A 24,816-nucleotide genomic window follows, 5' to 3' on the forward strand; every position below is an offset into this window, starting at 1 on the left:
CTTGCCGCTTTATTTTATATATCGGCAGAACGGAGATTAATATGACTCTTGAAGAAAAGGACTTGAAATATATCTGGCACCCCTGCTCACAGATGAAGGATTATGAAGAGCTTCCGCCAATTGTTATAGATCACGGAAAAGGCGTTTATCTTTACGACAAAAGCGGAAAGAAATATATAGATATTGTAAGCTCATGGTGGTGTAATCTTTTAGGGCACTGTAATCCTGATATAAATCAAGGAATTAAGGAACAGCTTGATAAACTCGAACATGTAATTTTTGCAAATTTTACACATGAGGGAGCAATCAGCTTATGCGAGCAGCTATCAGATGTAATTCCACCAGGATTAAGTAAATTCAACTTTTCTGACAACGGCTCGGCCGCTGTTGAATGCTCTTTAAAAATGGCATTCCAATATCAGTATCAGACCGGTCATCCGGAAAAAACGCGATTTATGTGTCTTTCAGACGGCTATCACGGTGAAACCATCGGCGCTCTTTCAGTGGGAACGCTTGATTTATACGCAAAAATATATCAGCCTATGCTTTTGAATACTATTCGAATTCAAGCGCCTGATTGTTACCGTTGTCCTTTTGAAAAATCTCGTGATAACTGCAAATGTGAATGCTTTAAATATGCTGAAGACGCATTTGAACAATATGCTGATGAAACATGCGCAATGATAGTTGAACCGCTTTTACAGGGAAGCGCGGGAATGAAGATATATCCGCCTTTATATCTTAAAAAGCTGCGCGCGCTATGCGATAAATACAATGTTCTTTTGATAGCCGATGAAATTGCAACCGGTTTCGGCAGGACGGGAAAAATGTTCGCCTTTGAACATGCGGGAGTATCTCCGGATATAATGTGCATATCAAAGGGACTGACTGGCGGATATATGCCAATGGCAATTACAATTACAACAGATAACATTTATAACGCATTTTATGATGATTACAGCTCTGGCAAGGCATTTATGCACAGTCATACCTACAGTGGCAATCCTTTAGGCTGTGCCGCTGCGCTTTCTGTATTGAAAATTTTCCGTGAACAGCCGATACTCAAAAATGCTTCAAAAACTGCGCGATACTTAAACAGCAGACTTAATGAGAAGCTTGGAAATCACAAAAATATCGGTGAAATACGTTCAATCGGGCTTATTAATGCAATAGAATTGGTTACTGACAAAAAATATAAAACTCCTTTTGACAGCTCGCTCAGAATTGGTTATCAGATTTATAAGGAAGCATTAAAGCTGGGGCTTATTCTACGTCCCTTAGGCAATGTTCTATACTTTAATCCACCTCTGAACATAAGTAAAGACGAAATTGACCGTTCAATAGAAATATGTCTACAGTCTATTAATATTATACTGAATTAATCTCAATAGAATTTAAAAAGTCCCTGTAATTACTTACAGGGACTTAACAAGAGAAACTGGAAGAAGAGTGAGATAAATAATTCAGTTCTCTTGTCGTCAAATTTATAATGTCTGCTATTTGTGAGAGCAGATCTACTAATATGCGATTCAAGTAAAATGTAAATTATATATATAGATATACAAAAACATTAATCGACAAAATTTATATTGCCTTATTTCTATGCTTTTATTATACAACTTTTATATTGATTTTTCAATATAAAACATCATTTTTAATTGTAAACTTTTTGTGAACAACCTGCCAATCACTGTTAATGTAATCAAGCGATTTCTATTTATAGTCTTTTATTCGGCTTTTGACTCTTCCATAATAATTCTTGCAATTTCAATCGCGTCATAAAGATCCGTTACTCCATCGCGGTTTATGTCCGCAATAAGTTTTGTGTCTTCGTCAAATTCAGATATATCCATTATATATTTTGCAATCTCTATCGCGTCATATAAATCTACCTTATCGTCGTTTGTCGTGTCGCCCCAAATTGGTTCAACATTATATAAGCCGTTTGACATGGTATCGGAAACAAGATAAAACCACTTCGGATATAGGTTTATAACATTTTTATCTTTTTCCATTATTTCATCACATATTTCTATTACCATTTCGTATGCATCTACTAAATCATATTTGTTATTATCATAAATTAATTCTAAATCATTACCCTCCAATGAATATATTGAAAATTCCGATTTTGCTATAATATCTTCGTATAAATTACTGCCATCTGAATCATTATATTTAAAAGATAAACACAATGTCATACCACTGTCACTAAAACCTCTCAATAAATCTCCATTACGCATATAAGTTTCATAAAAGATTTCAGCAGTTTCTACTATTCCTCTTATTTTCCAAAGTTTAATCAATTCAACCGCTTTTTCTTCCGTTAAATCTTCACCATTTATAATATAAGTACAGTCGCTGCCTACAGGAGTTGTTATCGAACCTCCCATATAAATCCCGTTAATATACGATCCGCCTAATCCAACAAATCCAATGCTAGAAGTATATGCTGATATTTCTGCATTTTCAATATCAAGTTCTTCTGCTGTTGGTGCTTCTCCGTCCGGCATTGTTACAATAATACCTTTATACTCCGTTCTGACTGTTTGCTTTACCGGATAATTTTTATGCATTGTTGAAACAACACCATATTCTTGCACTATAATAGACTCAGTCATACCGGCAGAAACAGACATTGCTCCGATTGACGCTATCATAACTACCGATGATATCAATGCTAACAGCTTTTTTGCTTTTTTCATAAAATCAACCTCCTGAAATATTTATTTCCGCACTATTTACTTTACAAATATATTATACATCATTTATCGCAGTTTTTCAACACCTTTTTCGACATTTATTTGTAAACTTTTTATAAACAAATTGCCAGTCCCCACCATTCAGGGACTGGCAATTATTTATTAATATTATTTTATTCGGCTTTTGACTCTTCCATAATAATTCTTGCAATTTCAATCGCATCATAAAGATCCGTTACTCCATCGCGGTTTATGTCCGCAAGAAGTTTTGTGTCCTCGTCAAATTCAGATATATCCATTATATATTTTGCAATCTCTATTGCGTCATATAAATCTACCTTATCGTCATTTGTCGCGTCGCCCCATTTAGGCTGTATTGAATAGACTGCATCAGTTGCGTTATCAGAATATAAATATCCAAACCAAATATCAACATTTTCTATTTCATCATAGGTTGATATCAAAATATTCTTTAAAGCAACAATATCATTGTATGCATTCATACTATCAAAAGCATTAGTTTTTAAATCTATATAATCCGAATCTTCTAAATCACAATAAATTAAAATCGTCGAATCCTTTACTTCTATTTCATATTCTGAATATTTAAGTATTTCCTTTATTTCCGGATAATTTTCGATACTAAAATCAACTTCTGATGAATCATTTTTTAAATCAACAGTAACAACAACTTTATTATCTGATAATATTGCAATATTACCATTAGAAACAAGATGTGCATAAAGGACATCTGCTTTTTCAACTATACCACGAATTAAAAGCTTTTTAGAAAACTCAATTGCCTCATCTTCGCTCATTACTTCATCAGTGTCCAACATATATTGATTTGCTTCTGACGCTATGCTCTCTTCAAATCCCCACCCCATAGTGCCGTCATTTACAGAAGTATATTGTAATTTCTCATAATTAACCGCATTATATTCACTGATTTTGCAGTCAATACCGATTTCTTCAACAGTAGGAGCATTTGCATCAGGCATAGTAACTACAATTCCTGTATAAATTAAATTTTCATATACACGAATAGGTTCAATATAACCATTTTCGTTAGTATATGTAGAATCATAATACTTTTCTCCTGCTATCCCAGCAGAAACAGACATTGCTCCGATTGACGCTATCATAACCGCCGATGATATCAATGCTAACAGCTTTTTTGCTTTTTTCATAAAATCAACCTCCTGAAATATTTATTTCCGTACTATTTACTTTACAAATATATTATACATCATTTATCGCAGTTTTTCAACACCTTTTTCGACATTTATTTGTAAACTTTTTATGAACAAATTGCCAGTCCCCACCATTCAGGGACTGGCAATTATTTATTAATATTATTTTATCCGGCTTTTGACTCTTCCATAATAATTCTTGCAATTTCAATCGCGTCATAAAGATCCGTTACTCCATCGCGGTTTATGTCCGCAAGAAGTTTTGTGTCTTCGTCAAATTCAGATATATCCATTATATATTTTGCAATCTCTATCGCGTCATATAAATCTACCTTATCGTCATTTGTCGCATCGCCCCAAATTGGTTCAACATTATATAAGCCGTTTGACATGGTATCTGAAACAAGATAAAGCCATTGCGGATATATGTCAATAACGTTTTTATCCTTAATTTTTATTTCTTCACATAATTTCATTACCATATCATATGCTTTTGATAAATCATATTTATCACTATCATAACTTAATTCTAACCTATTATCATCTAATGAATAAATCGAAAATTCCGATTCTGCTATAATATCTTCGTATAAATTGCTGCCATCTGAATTATTATATTCAAAAGATAATCGCAATGTCACATTATTTCCACTATAACCAGTATTTAAAGTGCCATTCTCCATATGAGTTTCATAAAACATTTCAGCAGTTTCTACTACTTCTCTTATTTTCCAAAGTTTAATCAATTCAACCGCTTTTTCTTCCGTTAAATCTTCACTATCAATAAGATAAGTATAGTCGCTGCCTACAGGAGTTGTTATCGAACCTCCCATATAAATCCCGTTAATATACGATCCGCCTAATCCAACAAATCCAATGTTAGAAGTATATGCTGATATTTCTGCATTTTCAATATCAAGTTCTTCTGCTGTCGGCGCTTCTCCGTCCGGCATTGTTACAATAATACCTTTATACTCCGTTCTGACTGTTTGCTTTACTGGATATGAATGACCATTAGGAAAAGAATTATATATTATTTCTTCTGTTGTACCAGCAGAAACAGACATTGCTCCGATTGACGTTATCATAACCGCCGATGATATCAATGCTAACAGCTTTTTTGCTTTTTTCATAAAATCAACTCCTAAAATCAAAGATAATTATTTGAATATGCAAATTGTAAAATTTCAGATCCTATTATAATTCCATAAGTATGTGAACCATTATTATCATTATAGGAAGTAGAAACAAGTGAAATAGCCGTTCTATAACGTTTTAAAACATAATCTTCATTTGTTGTGTTTGGAACACCAAAATAGCTTTCTGTATAAATTGGTGAACCGCTTGTTTGATAATATGAATATAAATTAGTTTCATAATTATTTGAAATACCAATATTATTTATATTTATTATCAAACCATTTGAAATCTTCAATTCATTTCCTTGATATCCCATGCAATGAATAGGAACACTTTTTCCCTTTATTGAACTTGTTCCCATTCCTAATAGAAATGAGCCATACTGGCTTAAATCTTCTGACACGGTTAATATAGCATAATCTACATCTTGAGAACATAAGCCAGGTATATTATTTATGGTTTCATAATTAATATAAGCCTGAGGAACATGCGCCGCTACCACATTAAATGTTATAGCTTCACTTGTATATGGATTAGCATTTGGTATTGTTACAGTAGCAGAATCTGAAAAATTATATGCGCAATGTGCCGCAGTCATAATTTCATGATCGCCAATTATAAAACCTGTTCCAGCTGTACATACAACATTATTATCGTTATACGTATAAAAATATAAAGAAACAACCGCAGTATCCAAATCAGCATTAGGTCTTGGATCTACATAATCGCTCATTGCTCTTGCCGTCATAGCGGTTATATTCTGATCAACGGGAATTTCCGGAAGATTATAAGTTTCCTGTGTTCCTGTTGCATATGTATATTTTACATAATCCGTACCTCCGGTTGCGCCGACGCTCGTCATGCTGTCATATCCGCTCATCACCAAGGTAAAACACATTACCAAAAATACCGCCGCTGCCGACAGCTTATTTTTATATTTAACCATAATTGTTTATCCTCCTTTTACTGCATTGTAATTGTAACATCTCCAACCATTGCTACGTACGCCATAATTGACATATAATCCAAATGATCTACTACCCCGTTATTATTTACATCAAGCGCCGTATTATCAGACGCTTTGGAATTTCCCGATAAAGCCATGCTAATGGCTACCGCATCAGCGATATTTACACGTCCGTCATTATTCACGTCATAACCTTCCGGAGCAACGGCAGATACATTCATGGACGATACCGCCATAATTGCCGCCGCCGATATTGACGCGAAAATTCTTTTACACTTCATAACATCTCATCCTTTCTTAAACCAATCGTCCAGTTATTCCTTCCATTATTATTATATAATAAGAATAAAAAAAATACCATTAGCATTTTTACCAAATATATCCATAGTAATTTGTTACATTTAATAATTTATGAACTACATATGAAGATTTTGTTGACAGACTATTAATATGTAAAAACTATAAACCAACCAAGAAATAACCTTTGTTTTAAAAACATCTTGAAAAATAAAGCAAAAGTTGTTATACTATAATAAGTATTTTACAGCAAGGAGGTTTGAGCTGATGAACGAATCATATAGTTATCTGATAAAGTTTTTGTTTATGTTTCTTGCGATACTGGCTTTAATTTTCATTTTATCGCTTTTAACTCCGAAAATGGCGGCTTTCGTCGATAAAGTAATAGCCAAGCTCTTTAAAAAGAGTCCCGAAAGGGTGGACGATGATATATATAAGGTCAGGAGCATATACGATGCTCCGCCGAAGGACGAAAAGAATGAAAAAAATTCTGATAATCTAAATTCAAATAATAACGGAGATGTTAAAAATGGCTAAGAATAACGGAAAAATGGTCGAGGCTATAACGCCTATGGACGAAGACTTTGCTAAGTGGTATACGGACATTGTAAAGAAAGCGGAGCTTATTGAATATACCAGCGTTAAGGGCTGTATGGTAATCCGCCCTTACGGTTATGCGATCTGGGAAAACATTCAGAGCATTCTCGACAGAATGTTCAAGGAAACCGGTCACGAAAACGTCTGCATGCCTATGTTTATACCGGAAAGTCTGCTGCAAAAGGAAAAGGATCATGTTGAGGGCTTTGCGCCGGAGGTCGCATGGGTGACGCACGGCGGCAGCGAAAAGCTTGAGGACAGGCTATGCGTCAGACCGACGTCAGAAACGCTTTTCTGCGAGCATTATTCAAATATAATTCACTCATACCGCGACCTGCCTAAGCTTTATAACCAGTGGGTAAGCGTTGTAAGATGGGAAAAAACTACAAGACCGTTCCTGCGCTCAAGGGAATTCCTCTGGCAGGAGGGACATACAATACACGCAACCGCTCGGGAAGCGGTTGAAGAAACCGAACGAATGCTCAATGTCTACGCCGATTTCTGCGAGAATTATCTTGCTATGCCGGTTGTCAAGGGCCGAAAGACCGACAGCGACAAATTTGCCGGAGCCGAAGCGACCTACGCCATAGAGGCGCTGATGCACGACGGTAAAGCGCTCCAGGCCGGAACATCTCATTATTTCGGCGACGGCTTTGCAAAAGCGTTCGACATACAGTATACCGACAAGGAAAACAAAAAGGTTTATCCTCATCAGACAAGCTGGGGCGTTACAACCCGCCTTATCGGCGCTATAATCATGACTCACGGAGACGACAGCGGTCTTGTTCTTCCGCCTGCAATCGCGCCCGTACAGGCGGTAATAGTGCCTGTGGCTATGCATAAGGAGGGCGTCCTGGAAAAGGCGAAGGAGCTTTACAATAAGCTGATTTCCTGCGGAGTCCGCACAAAGCTTGACGATACCGACAATTCGCCCGGCTGGAAATTTGCCGAATATGAAATGAAAGGAGTCCCTGTAAGAATCGAAATCGGCCCTAAGGATATCGAAAATAATCAGTGTGTGGTCGTAACCCGTCACAACAGGGAAAAAACCGTTGTTTCACTTGAAAACATGCTCGAAGTATTTTCCGGTACCGTTATGGATAAGCTCAAGGAAGTTCACGACGGTATATACGACAAAGCGTTGGAAAACAGGAAAAACAAAACCTATTCCTGCAAGTCCATTGAGGAGATAACGAAGGCTCTCAATGAAAACGGCGACGGCTTTATTAAAGCGATGTGGTGCGGAGACGAGGCCTGCGAGGAGAAAATAAAAGAAGAGACCGGCGTAGGATCCCGCTGCATACCGTTTGAGCAGGAAAAGATTTCAGATAAATGCGTTTGCTGCGGCCGACCTGCGGATAAAATGGTTTACTGGGGCAAAGCATACTAAAATAAAAACGGAGGTATTGGCAGATACCTCCGTTTTTTTCCGCTTTTGTGAAAAGCAAAGCAAAAGTTTAAAAATGTTTCTGCTTTTAGAAAAAAGCAAAGCAAAAGTATTTTTCATTTCTTTGCTCGCAAGGTTTGGCTTTTGTGAAAAGCAAAGCAAAAGTATTTATTCATTTCTTTGCTCGCACAAAGAAACGAAACAAAGAAATGCGCCGGCTCATTCGCCGCCGGACCGCTCATGCCGCGTAAAGCGGCAAATTTTATACATTAAATTATAAAGATAACTAAATTGACGCCCATTAAAAGCTTACATATTTCGGATGGAAAAATCTCCTATGTTTTATAAGAATGTAATTATATTTTATTTTCTTTGTCATATATGCCTTGAACATATGCAGATATCAGATTTCTACTTGTTGGTCTAACCGCTCGGTATTTTGAAATTAATAAAATCTCATCTTTTGTATATTTTCCTGTTGAAATAATAGCTTTAGTATCAGATAGACCAAGTATATAATCGCAACTTGCATTAAATATTTTTGACATTTTAATAAGATTTTCAACACTTGGATAATGCTTGCCATTTTCATACGCGCTAACTGTTTCCTGTGATAATGATAATTCAATGCTTAATCTTATCTGTGTCATTCCTTTGCTTTCTCGTAATTCTTTAATTCTATTCATAAATCATCACCATTCTTATTAATAATTATACAGCAATAACTTGTATTTATAACAGGATCATGTTATAATTAAACAGGTTTATACTGTAATTTGGCAAAAATAAAGAAACATTTAATTAAAGATGTTTCTTTGTTTGCTATATTTAATTATTAATTTCTTTATCTAATATTCCTTGAACATAAGACAGAATCAACTTTCTACTTGAAAAACTTAATGCGCGATATTTTGATAATAAAGCAATTTCATCATCTGTGTAATTTCCGGTTGATATAATTTCTCTTGTGTCTGAAATTCCTAATATATAATCACAACTTGAATTGAAAATTTTTGACATTTTTAAAAGATTTTCTACACTTGGATAATGCTTTCCGTTTTCATAAGCACTTACAGTTTCTTGTGAAACAGATAATTCTATACTTAATTTTATTTGTGTCATACGTTTGCTTTCACGAAGTTCTTTGATTCTGTTCATTTACTCACCACCATTCACATTAATAATTATACAGTACAAACCTATAAATATTAGATGTATAAATTGTAATTTCACAATTATATACTGTATTTTATTGGGGAGTAATTGTTATGGGCATAAAAAAGATAACAGGAGTAGTATTAGCAAGAAGGGCAGGATTTTTAAAAGTATTACTTGATAGCAGAAAAGATGACGGGTATGATATATTAGAGGCGTCAATGGCGGCAAGAAAATTAAATGTAGGAGATAGATTCAGCCTTTATGCAACATCAAGCATGGTAAAACTTGTCAAAGGCAAAAAGGTTTATACATATAAAGATGCAACGGAACAGCCTGATGGATATGAAATTTATGAATTAATATTAAATGCAAAACAGTTAAAAATCATAAACAAACTATTGTCTAACGAATATTCTTTTTTAAATTATAAACGTGAAAATCCAGACATTTTTTATTCATATGATGAAAAAGATGAGGAAAGCCGAAAATTAATAAAAGATATTGCCCAAAAAATATTTTTTATGCTAAATTAATTCAATTAAATCATATTCTTATAAAACATAGGAGAATATTCCATCCGAGATATGTAAGCTTTTAATGGGTGTCAATATAGTTATCTCACCCACTCATGTATAAAATTTGCCGCTTTATGCGGCATAAGCGGTCCGGCGGCGTTTGAGCCGGTGCATTTCTTTGTTTCGTTTCTTTGTGCAAGCAAAGAAATGAAAAACACTTTGCTCATATTAACCCAAAATAATATTTTTTAAGACAAAATACGCTATTTTAATCGCTTTCCGCCAATTCTAAGATGTGTTATAATTGTAGATATAAATCAAATATGGAGGATTTTTATGTATTATAAAGAAAACACTAAGGATATAGTTTCCATAGTAGCTTATATGAGCGGCGTTCAAAGGCGCGCTCTCATAGAAAATTATTTTTCCGAATGCCCCGACGCGCTCAAGCAGCTTGATAATATATCCGAGCTGAGAATAATAAGAAGTCTTTGCAAGCTGAGGACAACCCTTTTCCTTAAATTCAAAAAAACAGACGATTTAATGAAATATGATCTTAAAAACCTGAATTCTATAAGCTGGTTTTCATATCAGGATATAAAAGAGCTTGAGGAAAACGGAATCCCTATCCTTAAAGTTAATTACAGATCTTCTAAATATATGTCGGATTTTAACAGGCTTATTCAGGAGCATATAAATTCCTGCAAAAACTTCTTCCCCGCCTGGCTAAACTGGGATTATATCAAGGATTTATTCGTTATACCCAAAGGTCAGGTGGAAAGCGTTGTAATTAAAGAATTTAATAAATATATGGAAAACTTAGGCAATTATCCGTATCAGGTTTACCTGCATTGGAAGCCCTACGACTGCGGCAATATGCTTTTTAACGATAAGAAATTTGTAAGCATTATCTACGATCTTAACGACGATTTCTTTAATGAAAATGAAAAAGTAACCGACGCCGCCGATTACACAAAAACAAATATCTATGATTTTATACAAAGAAACGAAAGCACCGCCATTGTGGTGGACTGCGAAAATTCCAACGTCTATAAGCTCTACGCAATGCTGAAAAATCTTAATCAGGAGGAGCTTTCGAAAATCAGGAAAATTATCCTCTTTGACGATTACCACACAACCAGCGCATGGGACCGCCTTGAAAAATTCACAAGCATACCTGTCGAGCACATAGAAGTGGAGAGAGTCGTCGATAACAAATCGCTTGTGGATATAAAAATGACCGCGGGAGTGTGCCGCGAGTTTTACGACAATAAAATAACGTCGTTTATACTCGCCTCCAGCGATTCTGATTACTGGGGACTTATCTCTTCCCTGCCTAACGCGGATTTTCTCGTTATGTATGAATACAACAAATGCGGCAGCGCAATCAAGCAGGCCCTCGACACAAGAGGCATATATTATTGCTCTATCGACGATTTCTGCTCAGGCAATATTGAAGTGTTTAAAAACAGCGTCCTGCTGGATCTGCTAAAAAGCCGTATAAATGAAATTCCCGATATAAACGGTCGAGACCTCGTTGACGAAATATATCAGTCGGCAAGGCTTGAAGCCGGAGATACGGAAAAAAATCAGTTTTTTGAAAGATATATAAAAACGCTCAGACTTTCCGTGGATTTAAACGGAGTTTTCACTATACATATAAAGGAATAGATATGATTTAAAATCTTATTCTGAAAAAAACGCGCTTGTGAGTAATGTAAGCCGCGATAGTTATAATTTTTGGAGCAAAACAGATGTTAATCAGGTTTTGCTCCATTTTTCTTTACAAATATTTAATTATTCTGAAAATCCAATAGCTAAGAATATAGACCTGTCCTGACTGTTTCTAAATACCGACGTCATGATAAGGACTAATCATGCCGCTTTTGGACGCCAAAAAAGCCCGTAAATACGTGACTTCAATAGGGAACAAAAAACCGGTTGAGAATAGCAATTCGTCAGCAGTTACGGCTGACGAATTTTTTATTACAAATCAAATAGAACTAATAATATAAGAATTTTAAAATATTAAAAGTAATAGATGGATAACTAAATGCGGATTACCATCGTGATCAACGAACAAGCTTTTAAGTAATACAACAATTAAAGCTATCCGAATTTAAGCGAATGATTGTGCTGCATATAGTTGTATTATAAACATATTTAGTTGTAGAAATTTGCCAATTATTATTGACAATCTATTTATATTATAGTATACTATAATAAATAAAAGCCGTTCAAATGAAGCTTTAACACACGTCATTTATTCAAATAAATTTATTACTTTGAGGAGGATTTACTATGCTTAAAAAGGGTCTATCTGTTTTAACAACCATTTCAATTTTATTTTTAACAGTATCCAATGTATGTTCAAGTGCAGTTAGTGCAGATGGACCGGTAGAAATTTTGTCTCTGCGCTCTGAATATGGAAAACATTTCAATAATGGTGATGGCACAATAACTGCCTATATAAATACTGTGCCTATTCATTATTGGCAGAATAATCAATGGATGGATATTGACAACACATTGGTCTTGGACGAATACGGAAACTATACTAATGAAAGCAATTCTTTGAGTGTTACTATTCCTTCACAACTTTCTGTAAATAATGATGAAGCCAAAACAGAAAATGCTGTGAAGTTAGAATACGAAGAATTCAGCCTTTCTGTCTCATTAACTGATTTATCCATAAATGAATCTGAAAAAGATGTATATGCAGATATAGAGAATTATGTTCAGCAAAACGACAGCGCTGCAAAGATAAATATAATTAACAATACGCAAACTGATTGTTCAGATAACAACATTCCGATTGATGTAATTGATTCATACAACAACATTGCTTCGGCTGCGGTTTTTGAATCTGTGTACGATGATATTGATCTTTCAATTGATATTCAGCCGGCGTCTGTTATTGAATCTGTTACGTTTAATAGTTTTGAGGATATTCCGGATTCTTTAACATATTTTATTGATGCCGATGGGCTTGACTTAGAATGTAAAGACAGCAATGTTATTGATTTTATCAATGACAATGGCGAATGTGTTTTTGAGATTCCTGCAATATTTATATATGACTCATCAAATGAAAGTAAAAGTTATGCCGTTGATTATGACATCAGTGACAGCGATGATGGTTATTTGCTTACAGTTTACCCTGCCTCTAATCTGACTGAATCGGAAAATACTGTTTATCCCTTAACTCTGAATTCTGAATATACTGTTGAACGAAGTGTAAACACGTACTGTAATTCAGAATCATCGCCAAACGAAATAATCAGAGATCAATATATGCGTGTTAGCAATACAAGTGGACATGGATATCAAACCTATGTTTCTTGTAACGATTCATTTGTTAATTATGGCAGCAATGCAACTATTTTGAATGCTAAATTTAATATCTTTTTACGCGGCAATTACATAAATTCTTCTAAACATATAAAAATATATTCACTGCAAACACAGCCGATGAATTGTACTTGGAATAATGCTTCAGCGTTAGATGAATATAATACTTTAGTTGGCGGTTTTGATGTAGTATATACTGAGATGAATTCATGGAAAGAAATTGATGTGACAGCTTTAACACAGGCATGGCTTAATTACGGTAATTCATCTCAGAATATAGGAATACCATGCTATGGATTTAAAATGGTTGCCGATAGCGCCCCCTATGCCGCAATAGTTGCAAATTCGGAAAGAGCGGGTAGTAATAAACCATATTTTGAAATTACTTACTCACTCTCTTCAGATTATACGTTAGATTATGCTCCATATAAGTATAATAATATAACCTCTAATCTTGGAAATATATACAATTTACAAAATAGAATGAATTGCTATGCTTATGCACTGCAAGTTTATTATAAAGGAACGGGAAGTTATTTGCTGTATCCAGGAGAATTTGGAATCGGGCAAAGTATACAGGGGGATGAGTATACTTTTGCAAACTTTGGCGAATTATTATCAGAATATAATCGTTTTGAGCGTCAAATTGAGTATAAAATTGATGAAATAAATGATTATAGAGATGTATACCCAAGCCAGATTCATGGTATTGTTAATAATAACAATGAATTCAAACAGTGTATGAACGAATATATGACCTTTATAAAAAATCAAATGATTAGAGATGGTAAAGCAATTAATTTTACACTGCAGGAATATAACAATTCTGACATACTGAATCCAAATAACAATTATTTTTCTCCCCCAATCGGATATGATGAAAATAATGAAAGAATAATTGCTATGACTGCATATTATTTATATAATAGTAGGTTTAATGGAAGCTTGTCTATGCACTACTACTTAAGAAATGGTAATGGGACTTGTCCAAAGCATGGCGGAAATTGCAGCGTCTGGTCACAAAAGATGGGAACCGGAAAGGTTACTGACTCGGATTATTACGGAACAGTAATATGCGACCAAACAATCTATGATTCTGCATATAAAATAGGCGCTTATAATATGGCGAGCTGCGATGAATTGATCAAATTTTATACTATAACAAAAGACTCGAATATATACAACTCCGGGCATGATTATGGACATGACAGTGATTCAACAGGAACGGTCTATTACGGCAATTAAAGGAGGCGGTAAAAATGAAAAAAATATTCTCTTGGTTTACAGCGGCAATATGTACTTTTTCTATAACGTCGACTAACGCCTCACATGCAGAACAGATAAAAGATAATTTATGGGAAAAGTTCATCAAGTATGAACTTTGCATTACAGACTACAGAGCTTTAACAGATGAAGAAAAAGAGTTATGTAAATTTATTTTCGATACTGAACAGGCGGCAAATGATAATATTATCTGTGAACGTGCAAGGCGTATACTTGCAGGGGACGATGTCGGTGAGAGAATTACGATTGAACAGCTTGAAAACGCATACGGTATTTGGGATAATTACTCTATCCATAAGGACGGCTGGCAGACTTATATCCACTGTGTTCCCGATGTGATACGTTTAGGCGACGGAACGTATTTTAACTCTTTGGCCACAGGCATAAGCGAATACTGGCTTGATGATAGCGGAAGTACTTATGTAGTATTCAATGAAAAAACTTCTTCTGATGATATAAGAAGCTTCGATGTTTTTGATAAAAACGGTGAACTTTTGAAAAATATTCCGTCTGCTATGCCGGAATGTCCATATAAGGATTTCAGAGGTAATGCAGAATATATGGAGAAATTCGGCTTTATTGAGAAGAATGGCGGCTACTATTACACGAAAGCTGACGGAACAGCAGTTTTTGCGTGGAGTGATTATACAGCAAGCGACAGCAGTGAGCCTGTAACGGAACCATTTATTGTCGAAAGTGATATTAACGGCTGCCCTGTTGTGGCTATTGAAACCGGAGCCTTTTCTAATTCAGCATTAACTGAAATAGTTTTGCCGGATACACTTGAATTTATTGACAGATTAGCTTTTTCAACATGCCGTAATCTTGAAAAAATAAATTTCCCCGAAAATCTAAAATATATTGGAAATCTTGCTTTTTTAGGATGTGATTCACTTAATGAAATAGAATTACATTGTCCGAATTTAAAAATTATGAAAGAAGCATTTTCAGATTGTAATGAGCTTATTAATGCTATTTTAGATGTAAAAGAAATTGATGAGTCGGCTTTTGTTTCCTGCAAAAAACTTCAATATGTGACTATAGGTGAAAATGTTACAAGGCTTGGTGCCAATGCATTTGAAAATTGCAGTGAGCTTGAAGCTTTGGAATTGTCTAAAGGAACAAAAATAATTGGTCAGGCTGCATTTTTGAATACTGAAATAAAATCAATAACACTTTTACCGACCGTTAAAATTATAGGTGCATATCCGCGAAAGACAGGCAGAGAATTCACATCCGGCATTGAATCACAGCCTGCAAGAAGACCTCTTACCGACGATCCGGTATGTGCATTTGACAGCGACTGTATTATATATGGCTACAGAGGGACAGAAGCAGAGCGCTATGCAAAGGAATGGAATTTGGAATTTATAGTTCTTGAAGCTGAATCAGGAGATGTAAATTTCGATGGCGAATTCAATATTTCTGATGTTGTCACACTGCAAAGATGGCTCGTAGGTAAGTCTAATACAGAATTAACTTATTGGAAATCCGCAGACCTATGCGAAGATGACCGACTTGACGTATTTGATCTTTGCATGATGAAACGTATGCTAATAGTTAAAATTAATTCAAATTAATTTTGACATACCCCTGTGTCACAGTGCGACGGCATAAATACACAACAGACCCCTGTGTCAAAAATTAATTTCCTGTGCAAAACAGAAAAATTCTCTTTTTCCTCTTGACAAGAGCGCTCATATGCGATAACATGAAGATGACGATATAGCTGTCAAAGCTCGTAAAGATTTAAGAATCTTTGCGAGCTTTTTTGTTTGCCTAAAAAAGTTTTTATTAATGCGCCGCAGAGTTATCTTGTGTGCGCCGCACAGTTGAAATACAATAAAATCAGAAAGGGGAAGTGACAAATGAACGAAAGAAAAAAGTTAGAATTCATAAGCAGCGTCACAATCATGAATACGCCAATGAAAAAGCAGCGATTTATTGTAGATGAAATGATTTATCCGGGACTTCATATACTGTCGGGCGACCCTAAAATAGGCAAGTCGTGGATGATGATGGATATGTGTTTGTCAATCGCAAAAGGAGAAAAGTTTCTCGGACGCAAGACTGAACAAGGGCACGTTGTGTACATGGCGCTTGAAGATACGTTTGTCAGCTTGCAGTCAAGGATGTATGAACTGACGGACGAGCCAAGCGGTAATCTTCAGTATGTGCTTCTCGGTAATTCTATAGGGAACGGACTTGAAGAAGATTTGCAGGAATGCAAAAGGCTGTTTCCGGATTTGAAGTTAGTTGTGATCGATACACTTCAAAAGGTCAGAGAAACTGTCGACATGAAATACGGAACGGATTACAGAGAACTGTCTGTTTTGAAAAGTATTGCCGATCAACTTGAAATTGCAATTGTACTTGTGCATCATAATCGTAAGACACATGATTCAAACCCCAACAATATGATTTCGGGTACGAACGGTATTGCAGGCTGCGCAGATGGTCTGCTTGTGTTCACCCGAAACAGTAATCAGGCTAAGCTCAATATCAGTGGTAGAGGCGCTCCGTCCTTGGAGCTGAATTTAATGAGAGAGAAAGCAAAGTGGAAACTGCTTGACGATGTTCCTGAATACAAACCCGATTTATTTCCCTCCGCTGTTCATGATTTTATGCGCGAAAAGAAAAATGTTAAAGGAACTGCATCAGAGATCTGTAAAATGCTGAATGAAAAGTTTCCCGAACAGGATTTCAATAACAACTGGCTGTACCGTGATTTGCTTCAGCACGATGACGAAGTCCGTTCGCTTGGAATAGACTACGGCAAGACAAAAAGCAACGGCATACGAAATATTTATATCAGTTATGATATTGAAAAGGACAGCAGTGGCAGTAAAAGACTGTGTGCTGAAAGTGTTGTCCCTGCCGTCCCTCAATGTCTTGAAAACATCCCAAATACGTTGATTGAGGCGACAGAGGAAAATAAATTGACTGTAGGTAATGCCGTCCCTGCTGTCCCTATAGCAAGCGGCTATTTCATACAATTTGTTGCGGACAGACTTCATGCAAAGCTTTCAAGTCAGGGTTATGATGTGCCGAAGTTTAATTCGGAGAATCGAAAAAAATAAAGCCGATTTGCGCCCTCCTAAGATCAGTCGGGCAAGTTATCGATAGAAAGCATAAAAGCGGCACACAAGCAAACGTGGAGCGTTTGAGGGCGAATCAATAAAACTATGCAGAGGTGATGCGAAATGTGGAACTGACAGTTTGCACAAATGGAGAGACTTTGAGATGCTTCCGAAACTCAAAGATTATGTTGCAAGTTAAAGCATAGAGGTCAAAGCCCCCCTATGCAGCTACAGCGAACGAGCAAAGCTCGCCGCAAAAATGGCTGTTCTGCGAGGTTTTCGGAAATCTATTGTGCATAATTTCAATGGGGTCGTAAATTCAAATTTAGAATTATTCAGGGGTCGCAGAGCTGAAACATTAAGCTGAATCGGCGTATTTTGGGGAGTTGTGCATGATGTCAAATAATAAAAATCTAAGAAAGGAAAAATTAAAATGCTCAATTTAATATTTATAACGGGAGCGAACGCAAAGACATCAGGGAGGGTTATATATGGAAAATATTTACAAAGAAGTACAGGAAGACACAGGTTCAAGTCAGTATCGTCGCCGTCATAATTATATGCGCAGTGAAACTGTCATTGACGGAATTGTTTACAATATCAATTCAGTGTTTGACTTGAACTCAAAGTCTACAGCGGAGGATAAGCTGAAACTTCTCCTCAAAAATGCAGCTGAAAAAATGTCGTTTTAAATAGAATTATGCTGGACTTTCATGACCGATTGTGATATACTGTCTGTAATATCTCAATCGGTTTGACAGAGTCCATAAACGGACGGAAAGAGAGGTTTATCATGTCAGACACGAATAAGATAACGGCTTTGTACTGCAGGCTCAGCCACGAGGACGAGCTTGCCAGAGAAAGCAACAGCATTTCAAATCAGAAGGATATACTCCGCAAATACGCTGATGAACATGGATTTTTCAACACTGAATTCTATATTGACGATGGATTTTCAGGAGTGAATTTTGAAAGGCCAGCTTTTAAACGCATGCTTGAGGACGTTGAAAATGGGAAAATAGAAACGGTAATTACAAAGGATCTGTCCCGATTTGGCAGGAATCATCTGTATGTCGGATTATACACAGAGGAAATTTTTCCGAAAAATAATGTTCGATATATTGCCATAAATGACAATGTGGACACCGCAAATTCAAACTCGTCGGGCATGGATATGGCAATGTTTTTCAACATATTTAACGAGTTCCATGTCAGAGATACAAGCAAGAAAATCAAAGCAAGCTGTGTGATAAAATCCGAAAGAGGTCAGCGAGTGGCATCCAGACCGCCTTACGGTTACATGAAATCTTCGGAAGATCACAACAAAATACTTCCGAATCCCGAAACAGCGCCGATTGTAAAATACATTTTTCAGCTGTGTGCAGGAGGTCTGGGACCGGCTCAGATCGCCAACAGGCTTGAGAAAGAACAGATTTACACTCCGGCAATGTACGAATACAGCAAAACGGGAAACGTGATTTCCAACTTCGACACAAGCTATCCTTACCGCTGGAATCCTACTGTGGTAGCAAATATTCTTGAGGATGTAAGCTATATCAGGCATACTTGTAATTTCAGATTCGGCAGAGCTTCCTATAAGGATCATCGAAAATTAAGACTGCCGGAAAGCGAACATAAGCTGATTGAAAATACTCACGAGTCATTGATTGATGTCAATACTTGGGAGATCGTTCAGCGGCTCAGGCAGAGTAAACGCAGAAAAACAAGTCTTGGCGACAAAAGTATTTTCGCCGGAATCACATTCTGTGCGGATTGTAAACACAAATTATACTTCCACAGACACTCGCATGAAAAGCCTGAAAATTGGAAATTTGTCTGCTCCTTATACCGCAAAAATAGCAGGGAGCAATGCACCATGCACGGTATCAAGGAGAGCCATCTGAATGAAATTGTGCTTTCCGAAATCAGAAATGTGACCGAATTTGCAAGAGAGCGTACAGATGAATTCGCTGAGTTTATCAGTCATAAGTCGAATACCTCCGCTAAAAAGGAACTTGTTAATGCTGATAAAAAGCTGAAAAAGTGTGAAAAAAGGCTTGCGGAGGTTGAAACAATTTTTAGAAAGCTTTATGAAGATCATGTGCTTGGAACAATTGATGACGAGCAGTTCAGAATGCTGTCGCGGGGGTATACCGAGGAGCAAAATCAGCTTAAAGCTGATATTTCGGAGTTGAATAATTCAATATCCGAATTGAAAAATCAAAGTGCAAACACTTCAAAATTTACTTCGCTTGCTAAGAAATACACCGATATCACTGAGCTTACTCAAGAGATACTTCACACCTTTGTGTCGAGAATAGAAGTTCATGAAAAGCAGAAGGATGACAACGGCAGCGTTTCGCAGGAAGTCGATATCTACTTTACACATATCGGTACTGTGAAATAGCAAAAGGAAAAGGTCGAGCAATTACTCGACCTTGTACATAAGTTACGCTGTTCCCTATCTGCGCCGCGTAAATACGGGCTTTAAGGCGTTTTTATTTATATATGGTCGAGGTGACGGGACTTGAACCCACGGCCTCTGCGTCCCGAACGCAGCGCTCTACCAAACTGAGCCACACCTCGATAACATAAATATTATATCACATTTTTTTTATTTTGTAAAGAGGTATTTAAAAAAATTCCATTCATAACTATCAGCTTTACATTTCAGTGAATTTATTATATAATTAAAACCGGATAAAATAATTATATTCTTTTTAGGAGGAATGGTATGTCGTATAAAACACAAAGAAAATTAAAAATAAGATATGACAGGATCATTTCCGTTATTGTGATATTTATTCTTGCCGTCTATGTTGTAAAACAGCTTTTCGGAAATGAAGTTAAGGAGGAAATACCTACGTTGGCGTCCGGTTCCGATTCAGAGGAATTCAAGCCTGTTATATATCTCAGTCCTTCTAATCAGACCGATAATGCTTACGCCTCCGGAGATACTACCGAAGCAAAAGTGATGAGAAGCGTGAGCGACAGCGCCAGGAAATACCTTGAACAAAACGGAATTACAGTATATACGGCCGGAGAGGATTATTCTCTTCAGGAAAAGGTTGAGTTTGCAAATGAAAATAACGTAACGGCGCATGTGGCTATACATTCAAATGCCGGAGGCGAAAGCGGCAGCGGAGAAGGTACGGAATGCTTTTATAACCCTGAAATATACGGAAGTAAAATACTTGCGGAATATATTTACGGCAAGGTATCACGACTTACCCCTACGGAGGACAGAGGAATGTTCAACGGCGCAGAAGGGACGACCTATCTTTACGAGGTGGCAACGTCAAAGGCGGCGAGCTGTCTGCTTGAGGTTGAATTTCATGACACAGCAGAACACGCAAAATGGATAATCGAGCATACGGACGAGCTTGGCAGAGCAATATCCGACGGCATTATGCAGTATATAGCATACCTTGAAACGGCTGCCGCTGAGAAAAATACGGAAATACGGGAGGACAGCGTTGGAGAATAAAATCAACTATCATAAACGGCTTGAAAAAACAATAGAATCTTCATGCGCGGACGGACGGCGGCCCCTCATTCTCCTGCATAGCTGCTGCGGTCCCTGTAGCAGCTATGTTCTTGAATACCTGATTCAGTATTTTGACATATTGCTTTATTTTTTTAATCCTAATATACATCCGGAAACAGAATATATAAAAAGATTAGAAACACAGAAAGACGTTCTGATTAAAATGAAATTAAACGACACTGTAAAATTGATAGAGGGCAAATACGATCCCGATATATTTTTCAAAGCCGTTAAAGGTCTGGAAAATGAGCCTGAGGGCGGAAAACGCTGCGAAATATGTATTAAAATGCGCATAAAAGCAGCAGCGGAAACCGCAAGAGAATACAAAACGGATTTTTTTGCAACTACGCTGACCGTAAGTCCTCATAAAAATGCGGTTTATATAAATGAAACAGGGAATTCCCTGCAAATAGAAGATGGAATTCCCTATCTTGAATCAGATTTTAAAAAGAAAAACGGTTATAAACGGTCAATTGAATTATGCCGTGAGTATAATTTATACAGACAGAATTACTGCGGATGTATTTACAGTCTTAGAAATGACGATTAATCCAATATTCTTCCATCTGTGGATATTGTAACTATACTCCACGGTATAAACTTTCCGCTCGCCTGTAGAGCGCTTTTTGCAGCGTACTCTATTCCGCCGCAGCACGGTACCTCCATACGCACTACCGTAACGCTGTTGATATCGTTGTTTTTTATTATTTCTGTCAGCTTTTCAGAATATTCGGTATTATCAAGCTTTGGACATCCGATAAGCGTGATTTTGTTTCTTATAAAATCCTTATGAAAGTCAGCGTATGCGTAAGCCGTGCAATCTGCGGCTATCAGCAGATTCGCTCCGCTGAAATAGGGAGCATTAACCGGCGCAAGCTTGATCTGTACGGGCCATTGTCTTAATTCTGAAGAATGAACCGTTTTTTCCGGCGAATTTTCAGCTTTTCGCTCCAGCGTTTTGGATTGAGTTCCCGGACATCCGCACGGCAGCGGTTTATCAGCAGAATTGTTTTTTGCCGTCTTATTTTTCATTACGGCTTTTTCGTCGTATGCCGCGGCTTCCCGTTCCACAAAGGTTATCGCACCTGTGGGACAAGCCGGCAGACAATCTCCAAGACCGTCGCAGTAGTCGTCTCTTAATAGTCTTGCCTTCCCTTCTATCATACCGATTGCGCCTTCGTGGCAGGTCTCGGCGCAGAGACCGCATCCGTTGCATTTCTCTTCGTCTATATTAATAATCCTTCTAATCATTTTATTTCCTCCGTAAAAATTGTTTATTGGTTTTCTGCTGTGACTAAATTATAATACAGATAATAAAATAAGTATGTTGTTAAAACAACATTTCAGGAGGAATTATGGATTCTGAAAATTTACTTAAAACAAAATTGTTTAAAAATTTAAACGACAACGAATTTCAGATACTCGCTAGAAACCTTGGATTTTATAAACACAAATTTAAAAAGGGTGAAAATATACTCCGTACCGGAGAAACCATAAATTCATTCGGACTTGTGATTTCAGGCAGCGTAAATATAGAGTATAACGATATTTTCGGAAATACAAATATAATAGGAAACGCGGATTCAGGACAGGTATTTGCGGAAGCTTACTCCTGCCTGCCGGAGGAACCGCTGATGGTGAGCGTTTCAGCCGCCGAAGATTGCGAGATTCTTTTTATAAGCACGAAAAATATTTTTTCCGGCATAATCGGCGATTATGATGTTTACCGTAAATTCATATCAAATCTAATAGCTGTGCTTGCCGGAAAGAATATCGGATTATCAAGGAAAATAAACGATATTACGCCAAAAACAATTCGCGAACGTCTTATTTCCTATTTGTCATCTCAAGCCGTCAAGCAGGAATCCAATTATATAACGATACCGTTTAATCGCCAGCAGCTTGCGGATTATCTTTGCGTAGATCGGAGCGCAATGTCCAATGAATTAAGTAAAATGAGGCGCGACGGCTTACTGACCTTTGATAGAAATATGTTTAAGCTGAATTTATTTGCATTCATGGATAAATGACTTGTTTAATACCTTAGCTTTTACATCCCTGCGGCTTCTGCATATAATTGTTTTATCAGAATATTTACCGCATACTGAATTAAAACGCTTTCTCCGATCAGCTTTTCTGCCTTCATAGAGCACCCATTTTACAAATTCTGAATCAAGCTTTTCCGGACATCCCTCCGTTATGCTTTCTCGGCTTTTTTTCTTATATGTTAAATATCTTTTTAAAGCTCCTATAAAACACCTTATCCGTGAAAAATTCATAAAAATAATAAGATCAGATTCTTTCATTCTGCGGTCATAAAGCCAGTTATTGTAATTTCCATCTATTACCCATTCATTATTTTTGAGAAAATTCTCTATTATTTCGATGCATTCCTGTTCAGGCCGTTCCTTCCAACCGGGAAGAAATCTTACTTTGTCAAGATACAAAAGCGGAACGTCGGAAATTTCGCTTAATTTCTTTGCAAGCGTCGATTTTCCCGATCCGCTGTAGCCTATTACTGATACTTTCATTTTTTACACCTCCGCAAATAAAAACCGTACCGGATACAACCGGTACGGTTCATTACATTTCACTTCTGTTTTCAAGAGCCTTAAATAAGGTTACCTCGTCCGCATATTCAAGATGCCCGCCGACCGGTATTCCAAATGCCAGCCGCGTAACCTTTATTCCTAAAGGCTTTAGTAATCTTGCAATATACATGGCCGTAGCCTCCCCCTCAACGGTTGGGTTTGTAGCCATTATAATTTCGCGGATATTTTCCTTGCCGACTCTATCAAGCAGTTCCTTTATTTTTATATTGTCCGGACCGATTCCGTTAATCGGAGACAGCAGACCGTGAAGGACATGATATGTTCCGCCGTATTCATTAGTTCTTTCAAAGGCCGTAACGTCTTTAGGCGTTTCAACAACGCAGACAACAGAATCGTCTCTGTTGGTATCAGAGCAGATCGGACAAACGTCAAATTCAGTTAGATTCTGACATATCTTGCAATAGCCGACATCTGTTTTGGCTGAAATTATAGCTTCTGCAAATTGCCTGGCTTCTTCCTCGCTCATTGACATAACGGCATATGCCAGCCGCTGAGCAGTTTTCATGCCGATACCCGGCAACTTTGCAAACTGTTCAGAAAGAACTATCAAAGGAAGCGCGCTGTTATCAGCCATATTATCTTAGAATAATCCCGGCAGCGCAACTCCGCCGGTTATTTTATTCATTTCCTCTTCGGTAGTTTTTTCAACGTTTGCCATGGCCTCGTTTATTGCGCTGATAACCAGATCCTGAAGCATTTCTATATCTTCCGGATCAACTACCTCCGGCTTGATAGTAAGCGATTTGATATTTTTCGCACCTGTTACCACTACCTCTACCTGTCCGCCTCCGGAGGTTGCGGAAAATTCTCTCGCTTCTATATCGTTCTGAAGCTCTGTTATTTCATCCTGCATTTTCTGAGCCTGCTTTATCATAGAATTCATATTCTGAGCTCCGCCGATATTCTTAGGTACTCTTGATTTCATTTTTCTAACTCCTTTATATTTAAGTATAAGTATTTTTAGTTTAAGGCTGGAAATATATTTT

24 protein-coding genes and 1 tRNA gene are annotated in these 24,816 nt (G+C 36.9%); 13 read left to right on the plus strand and 12 right to left on the minus strand.

Features of this window, described 5'->3' with window-relative positions; all coding sequences use genetic code 11:
• Positions 1–41 precede the first annotated feature (41 nt).
• A complete protein-coding gene (gene bioA, locus ACYQ0N_RS11970; protein ID WP_177531898.1) occupies positions 42–1,382 on the plus strand; it encodes an adenosylmethionine--8-amino-7-oxononanoate transaminase in 1,341 nt (446 codons plus the stop codon).
• Positions 1,383–1,727: 345 nt separating this feature from the next.
• Here the strand turns inward: bioA and ACYQ0N_RS11975 are convergent, their stop codons facing one another.
• The 5 genes from ACYQ0N_RS11975 to ACYQ0N_RS11995 form a co-directional block, all read right to left on the minus strand.
• Positions 1,728–2,705, minus strand: coding sequence for a dockerin type I repeat-containing protein (locus ACYQ0N_RS11975; protein WP_460162788.1), 978 nt, complete (start codon positions 2,703–2,705; stop codon positions 1,728–1,730).
• Positions 2,706–2,875: 170 nt separating this feature from the next.
• Positions 2,876–3,892, minus strand: coding sequence for a dockerin type I repeat-containing protein (locus tag ACYQ0N_RS11980; protein WP_460162789.1), 1,017 nt, complete (start codon positions 3,890–3,892; stop codon positions 2,876–2,878).
• Between the two features lie 170 nt (positions 3,893–4,062).
• Entirely contained in the window at positions 4,063–5,028 is a 966-nt protein-coding gene (locus tag ACYQ0N_RS11985) for a dockerin type I repeat-containing protein (protein WP_460162790.1), read from the minus strand.
• Between the two features lie 17 nt (positions 5,029–5,045).
• Positions 5,046–5,981, minus strand: a complete 936-nt coding sequence (locus tag ACYQ0N_RS11990; protein WP_460162791.1) for a trypsin-like serine peptidase — start codon at positions 5,979–5,981, stop codon at positions 5,046–5,048.
• Positions 5,982–5,998: 17 nt separating this feature from the next.
• A complete protein-coding gene (locus ACYQ0N_RS11995) occupies positions 5,999–6,283 on the minus strand; it encodes a dockerin type I repeat-containing protein (RefSeq protein ID WP_460162792.1) in 285 nt (94 codons plus the stop codon).
• A gap of 283 nt (positions 6,284–6,566) precedes the next feature.
• On the opposite strand from ACYQ0N_RS11995, the gene ACYQ0N_RS12000 reads away from it, so the two are divergent.
• Together ACYQ0N_RS12000 and proS are read left to right on the plus strand one after the other, a co-directional pair.
• Positions 6,567–6,836: a hypothetical protein gene (locus ACYQ0N_RS12000; RefSeq protein ID WP_177531904.1), complete on the plus strand. Its 270-nt coding sequence runs from the start codon at positions 6,567–6,569 to the stop codon at positions 6,834–6,836.
• The gene (proS, locus tag ACYQ0N_RS12005; protein WP_177531905.1) at positions 6,829–8,286 is read left to right on the plus strand and encodes a proline--tRNA ligase; all 1,458 of its coding nucleotides are present in this window, start codon (positions 6,829–6,831) and stop codon (positions 8,284–8,286) included. The genes ACYQ0N_RS12000 and proS overlap by 8 nt, the downstream gene beginning before the upstream one ends.
• 353 nt (positions 8,287–8,639) lie before the next feature.
• On the opposite strand, the gene ACYQ0N_RS12010 is transcribed toward proS, so the two are convergent.
• Together ACYQ0N_RS12010 and ACYQ0N_RS12015 are read right to left on the minus strand one after the other, a co-directional pair.
• The gene (locus ACYQ0N_RS12010; RefSeq protein ID WP_177531906.1) at positions 8,640–8,969 is read right to left on the minus strand and encodes a helix-turn-helix transcriptional regulator; all 330 of its coding nucleotides are present in this window, start codon (positions 8,967–8,969) and stop codon (positions 8,640–8,642) included.
• Positions 8,970–9,111: 142 nt separating this feature from the next.
• Positions 9,112–9,441 (minus strand): helix-turn-helix transcriptional regulator, encoded by a 330-nt coding sequence (locus tag ACYQ0N_RS12015; protein ID WP_177531907.1) that lies wholly within the window; start codon positions 9,439–9,441, stop codon positions 9,112–9,114.
• 110 nt (positions 9,442–9,551) lie between these two features.
• Here ACYQ0N_RS12015 and ACYQ0N_RS12020 point away from each other — a divergent pair, with 110 nt between their 5' ends.
• The 7 genes from ACYQ0N_RS12020 to ACYQ0N_RS12050 all read left to right on the plus strand — a co-directional run bounded on the left by ACYQ0N_RS12020 (position 9,552) and on the right by ACYQ0N_RS12050 (position 20,078).
• Positions 9,552–9,974, plus strand: a complete 423-nt coding sequence (locus ACYQ0N_RS12020) for a hypothetical protein (protein WP_460162793.1) — start codon at positions 9,552–9,554, stop codon at positions 9,972–9,974.
• Positions 9,975–10,292: 318 nt separating this feature from the next.
• Entirely contained in the window at positions 10,293–11,627 is a 1,335-nt protein-coding gene (locus ACYQ0N_RS12025; protein WP_177531909.1) for an NYN domain-containing protein, read from the plus strand.
• A 630-nt stretch (positions 11,628–12,257) separates the two neighbouring features.
• Positions 12,258–14,552, plus strand: coding sequence for a DNRLRE domain-containing protein (locus ACYQ0N_RS12030; RefSeq protein ID WP_177531910.1), 2,295 nt, complete (start codon positions 12,258–12,260; stop codon positions 14,550–14,552).
• A 14-nt stretch (positions 14,553–14,566) separates the two neighbouring features.
• Complete coding sequence (locus ACYQ0N_RS12035; protein WP_460162794.1) at positions 14,567–16,171, plus strand: leucine-rich repeat protein; 1,605 nt, start codon at positions 14,567–14,569, stop codon at positions 16,169–16,171.
• Positions 16,172–16,459: 288 nt separating this feature from the next.
• Complete coding sequence (locus tag ACYQ0N_RS12040) at positions 16,460–17,671, plus strand: AAA family ATPase (protein ID WP_177531912.1); 1,212 nt, start codon at positions 16,460–16,462, stop codon at positions 17,669–17,671.
• Positions 17,672–18,162: 491 nt separating this feature from the next.
• A complete protein-coding gene (locus ACYQ0N_RS12045; RefSeq protein ID WP_177531913.1) occupies positions 18,163–18,363 on the plus strand; it encodes a hypothetical protein in 201 nt (66 codons plus the stop codon).
• 101 nt (positions 18,364–18,464) lie between these two features.
• Complete coding sequence (locus ACYQ0N_RS12050; protein ID WP_460162795.1) at positions 18,465–20,078, plus strand: recombinase family protein; 1,614 nt, start codon at positions 18,465–18,467, stop codon at positions 20,076–20,078.
• Between the two features lie 102 nt (positions 20,079–20,180).
• Here ACYQ0N_RS12050 and ACYQ0N_RS12055 read toward each other — a convergent pair.
• Positions 20,181–20,257: transfer RNA gene (locus tag ACYQ0N_RS12055), tRNA-Pro, on the minus strand.
• Between the two features lie 148 nt (positions 20,258–20,405).
• Between ACYQ0N_RS12055 and ACYQ0N_RS12060 the strand changes: the two genes are divergently transcribed.
• Positions 20,406–21,158, plus strand: coding sequence for an N-acetylmuramoyl-L-alanine amidase family protein (locus ACYQ0N_RS12060; RefSeq protein WP_177531915.1), 753 nt, complete (start codon positions 20,406–20,408; stop codon positions 21,156–21,158).
• A complete protein-coding gene (locus ACYQ0N_RS12065) occupies positions 21,148–21,768 on the plus strand; it encodes an epoxyqueuosine reductase QueH (protein WP_460162796.1) in 621 nt (206 codons plus the stop codon). The genes ACYQ0N_RS12060 and ACYQ0N_RS12065 overlap by 11 nt, the downstream gene beginning before the upstream one ends.
• On the opposite strand, the gene ACYQ0N_RS12070 is transcribed toward ACYQ0N_RS12065, so the two are convergent.
• Positions 21,765–22,469 carry an ATP-binding protein gene (locus ACYQ0N_RS12070; protein ID WP_460162797.1) on the minus strand — a complete coding sequence of 235 codons (705 nt, stop codon included), beginning with the start codon at positions 22,467–22,469 and terminating at the stop codon, positions 21,765–21,767. The two genes, ACYQ0N_RS12065 and ACYQ0N_RS12070, sit on opposite strands and share 4 nt — an antisense overlap.
• 104 nt (positions 22,470–22,573) lie before the next feature.
• Between ACYQ0N_RS12070 and ACYQ0N_RS12075 the strand changes: the two genes are divergently transcribed.
• Positions 22,574–23,248: a Crp/Fnr family transcriptional regulator gene (locus ACYQ0N_RS12075; protein ID WP_460162798.1), complete on the plus strand. Its 675-nt coding sequence runs from the start codon at positions 22,574–22,576 to the stop codon at positions 23,246–23,248.
• On the opposite strand, the gene ACYQ0N_RS12080 is transcribed toward ACYQ0N_RS12075, so the two are convergent.
• The 3 genes from ACYQ0N_RS12080 to ACYQ0N_RS12090 are packed head-to-tail and all read right to left on the minus strand — an operon-like array spanning position 23,225 to position 24,755.
• The gene (locus ACYQ0N_RS12080) at positions 23,225–23,749 is read right to left on the minus strand and encodes a P-loop NTPase family protein (protein ID WP_460162799.1); all 525 of its coding nucleotides are present in this window, start codon (positions 23,747–23,749) and stop codon (positions 23,225–23,227) included. The two genes, ACYQ0N_RS12075 and ACYQ0N_RS12080, sit on opposite strands and share 24 nt — an antisense overlap.
• A 52-nt stretch (positions 23,750–23,801) precedes the next feature.
• The gene (recR, locus tag ACYQ0N_RS12085) at positions 23,802–24,404 is read right to left on the minus strand and encodes a recombination mediator RecR (RefSeq protein WP_177531919.1); all 603 of its coding nucleotides are present in this window, start codon (positions 24,402–24,404) and stop codon (positions 23,802–23,804) included.
• A 6-nt stretch (positions 24,405–24,410) separates the two neighbouring features.
• A complete protein-coding gene (locus ACYQ0N_RS12090) occupies positions 24,411–24,755 on the minus strand; it encodes a YbaB/EbfC family nucleoid-associated protein (RefSeq protein ID WP_177531920.1) in 345 nt (114 codons plus the stop codon).
• Between the last annotated feature and the right edge of the window lie 61 nt (positions 24,756–24,816).

This window comes from Ruminococcus sporogenes, from assembly GCF_054655175.1.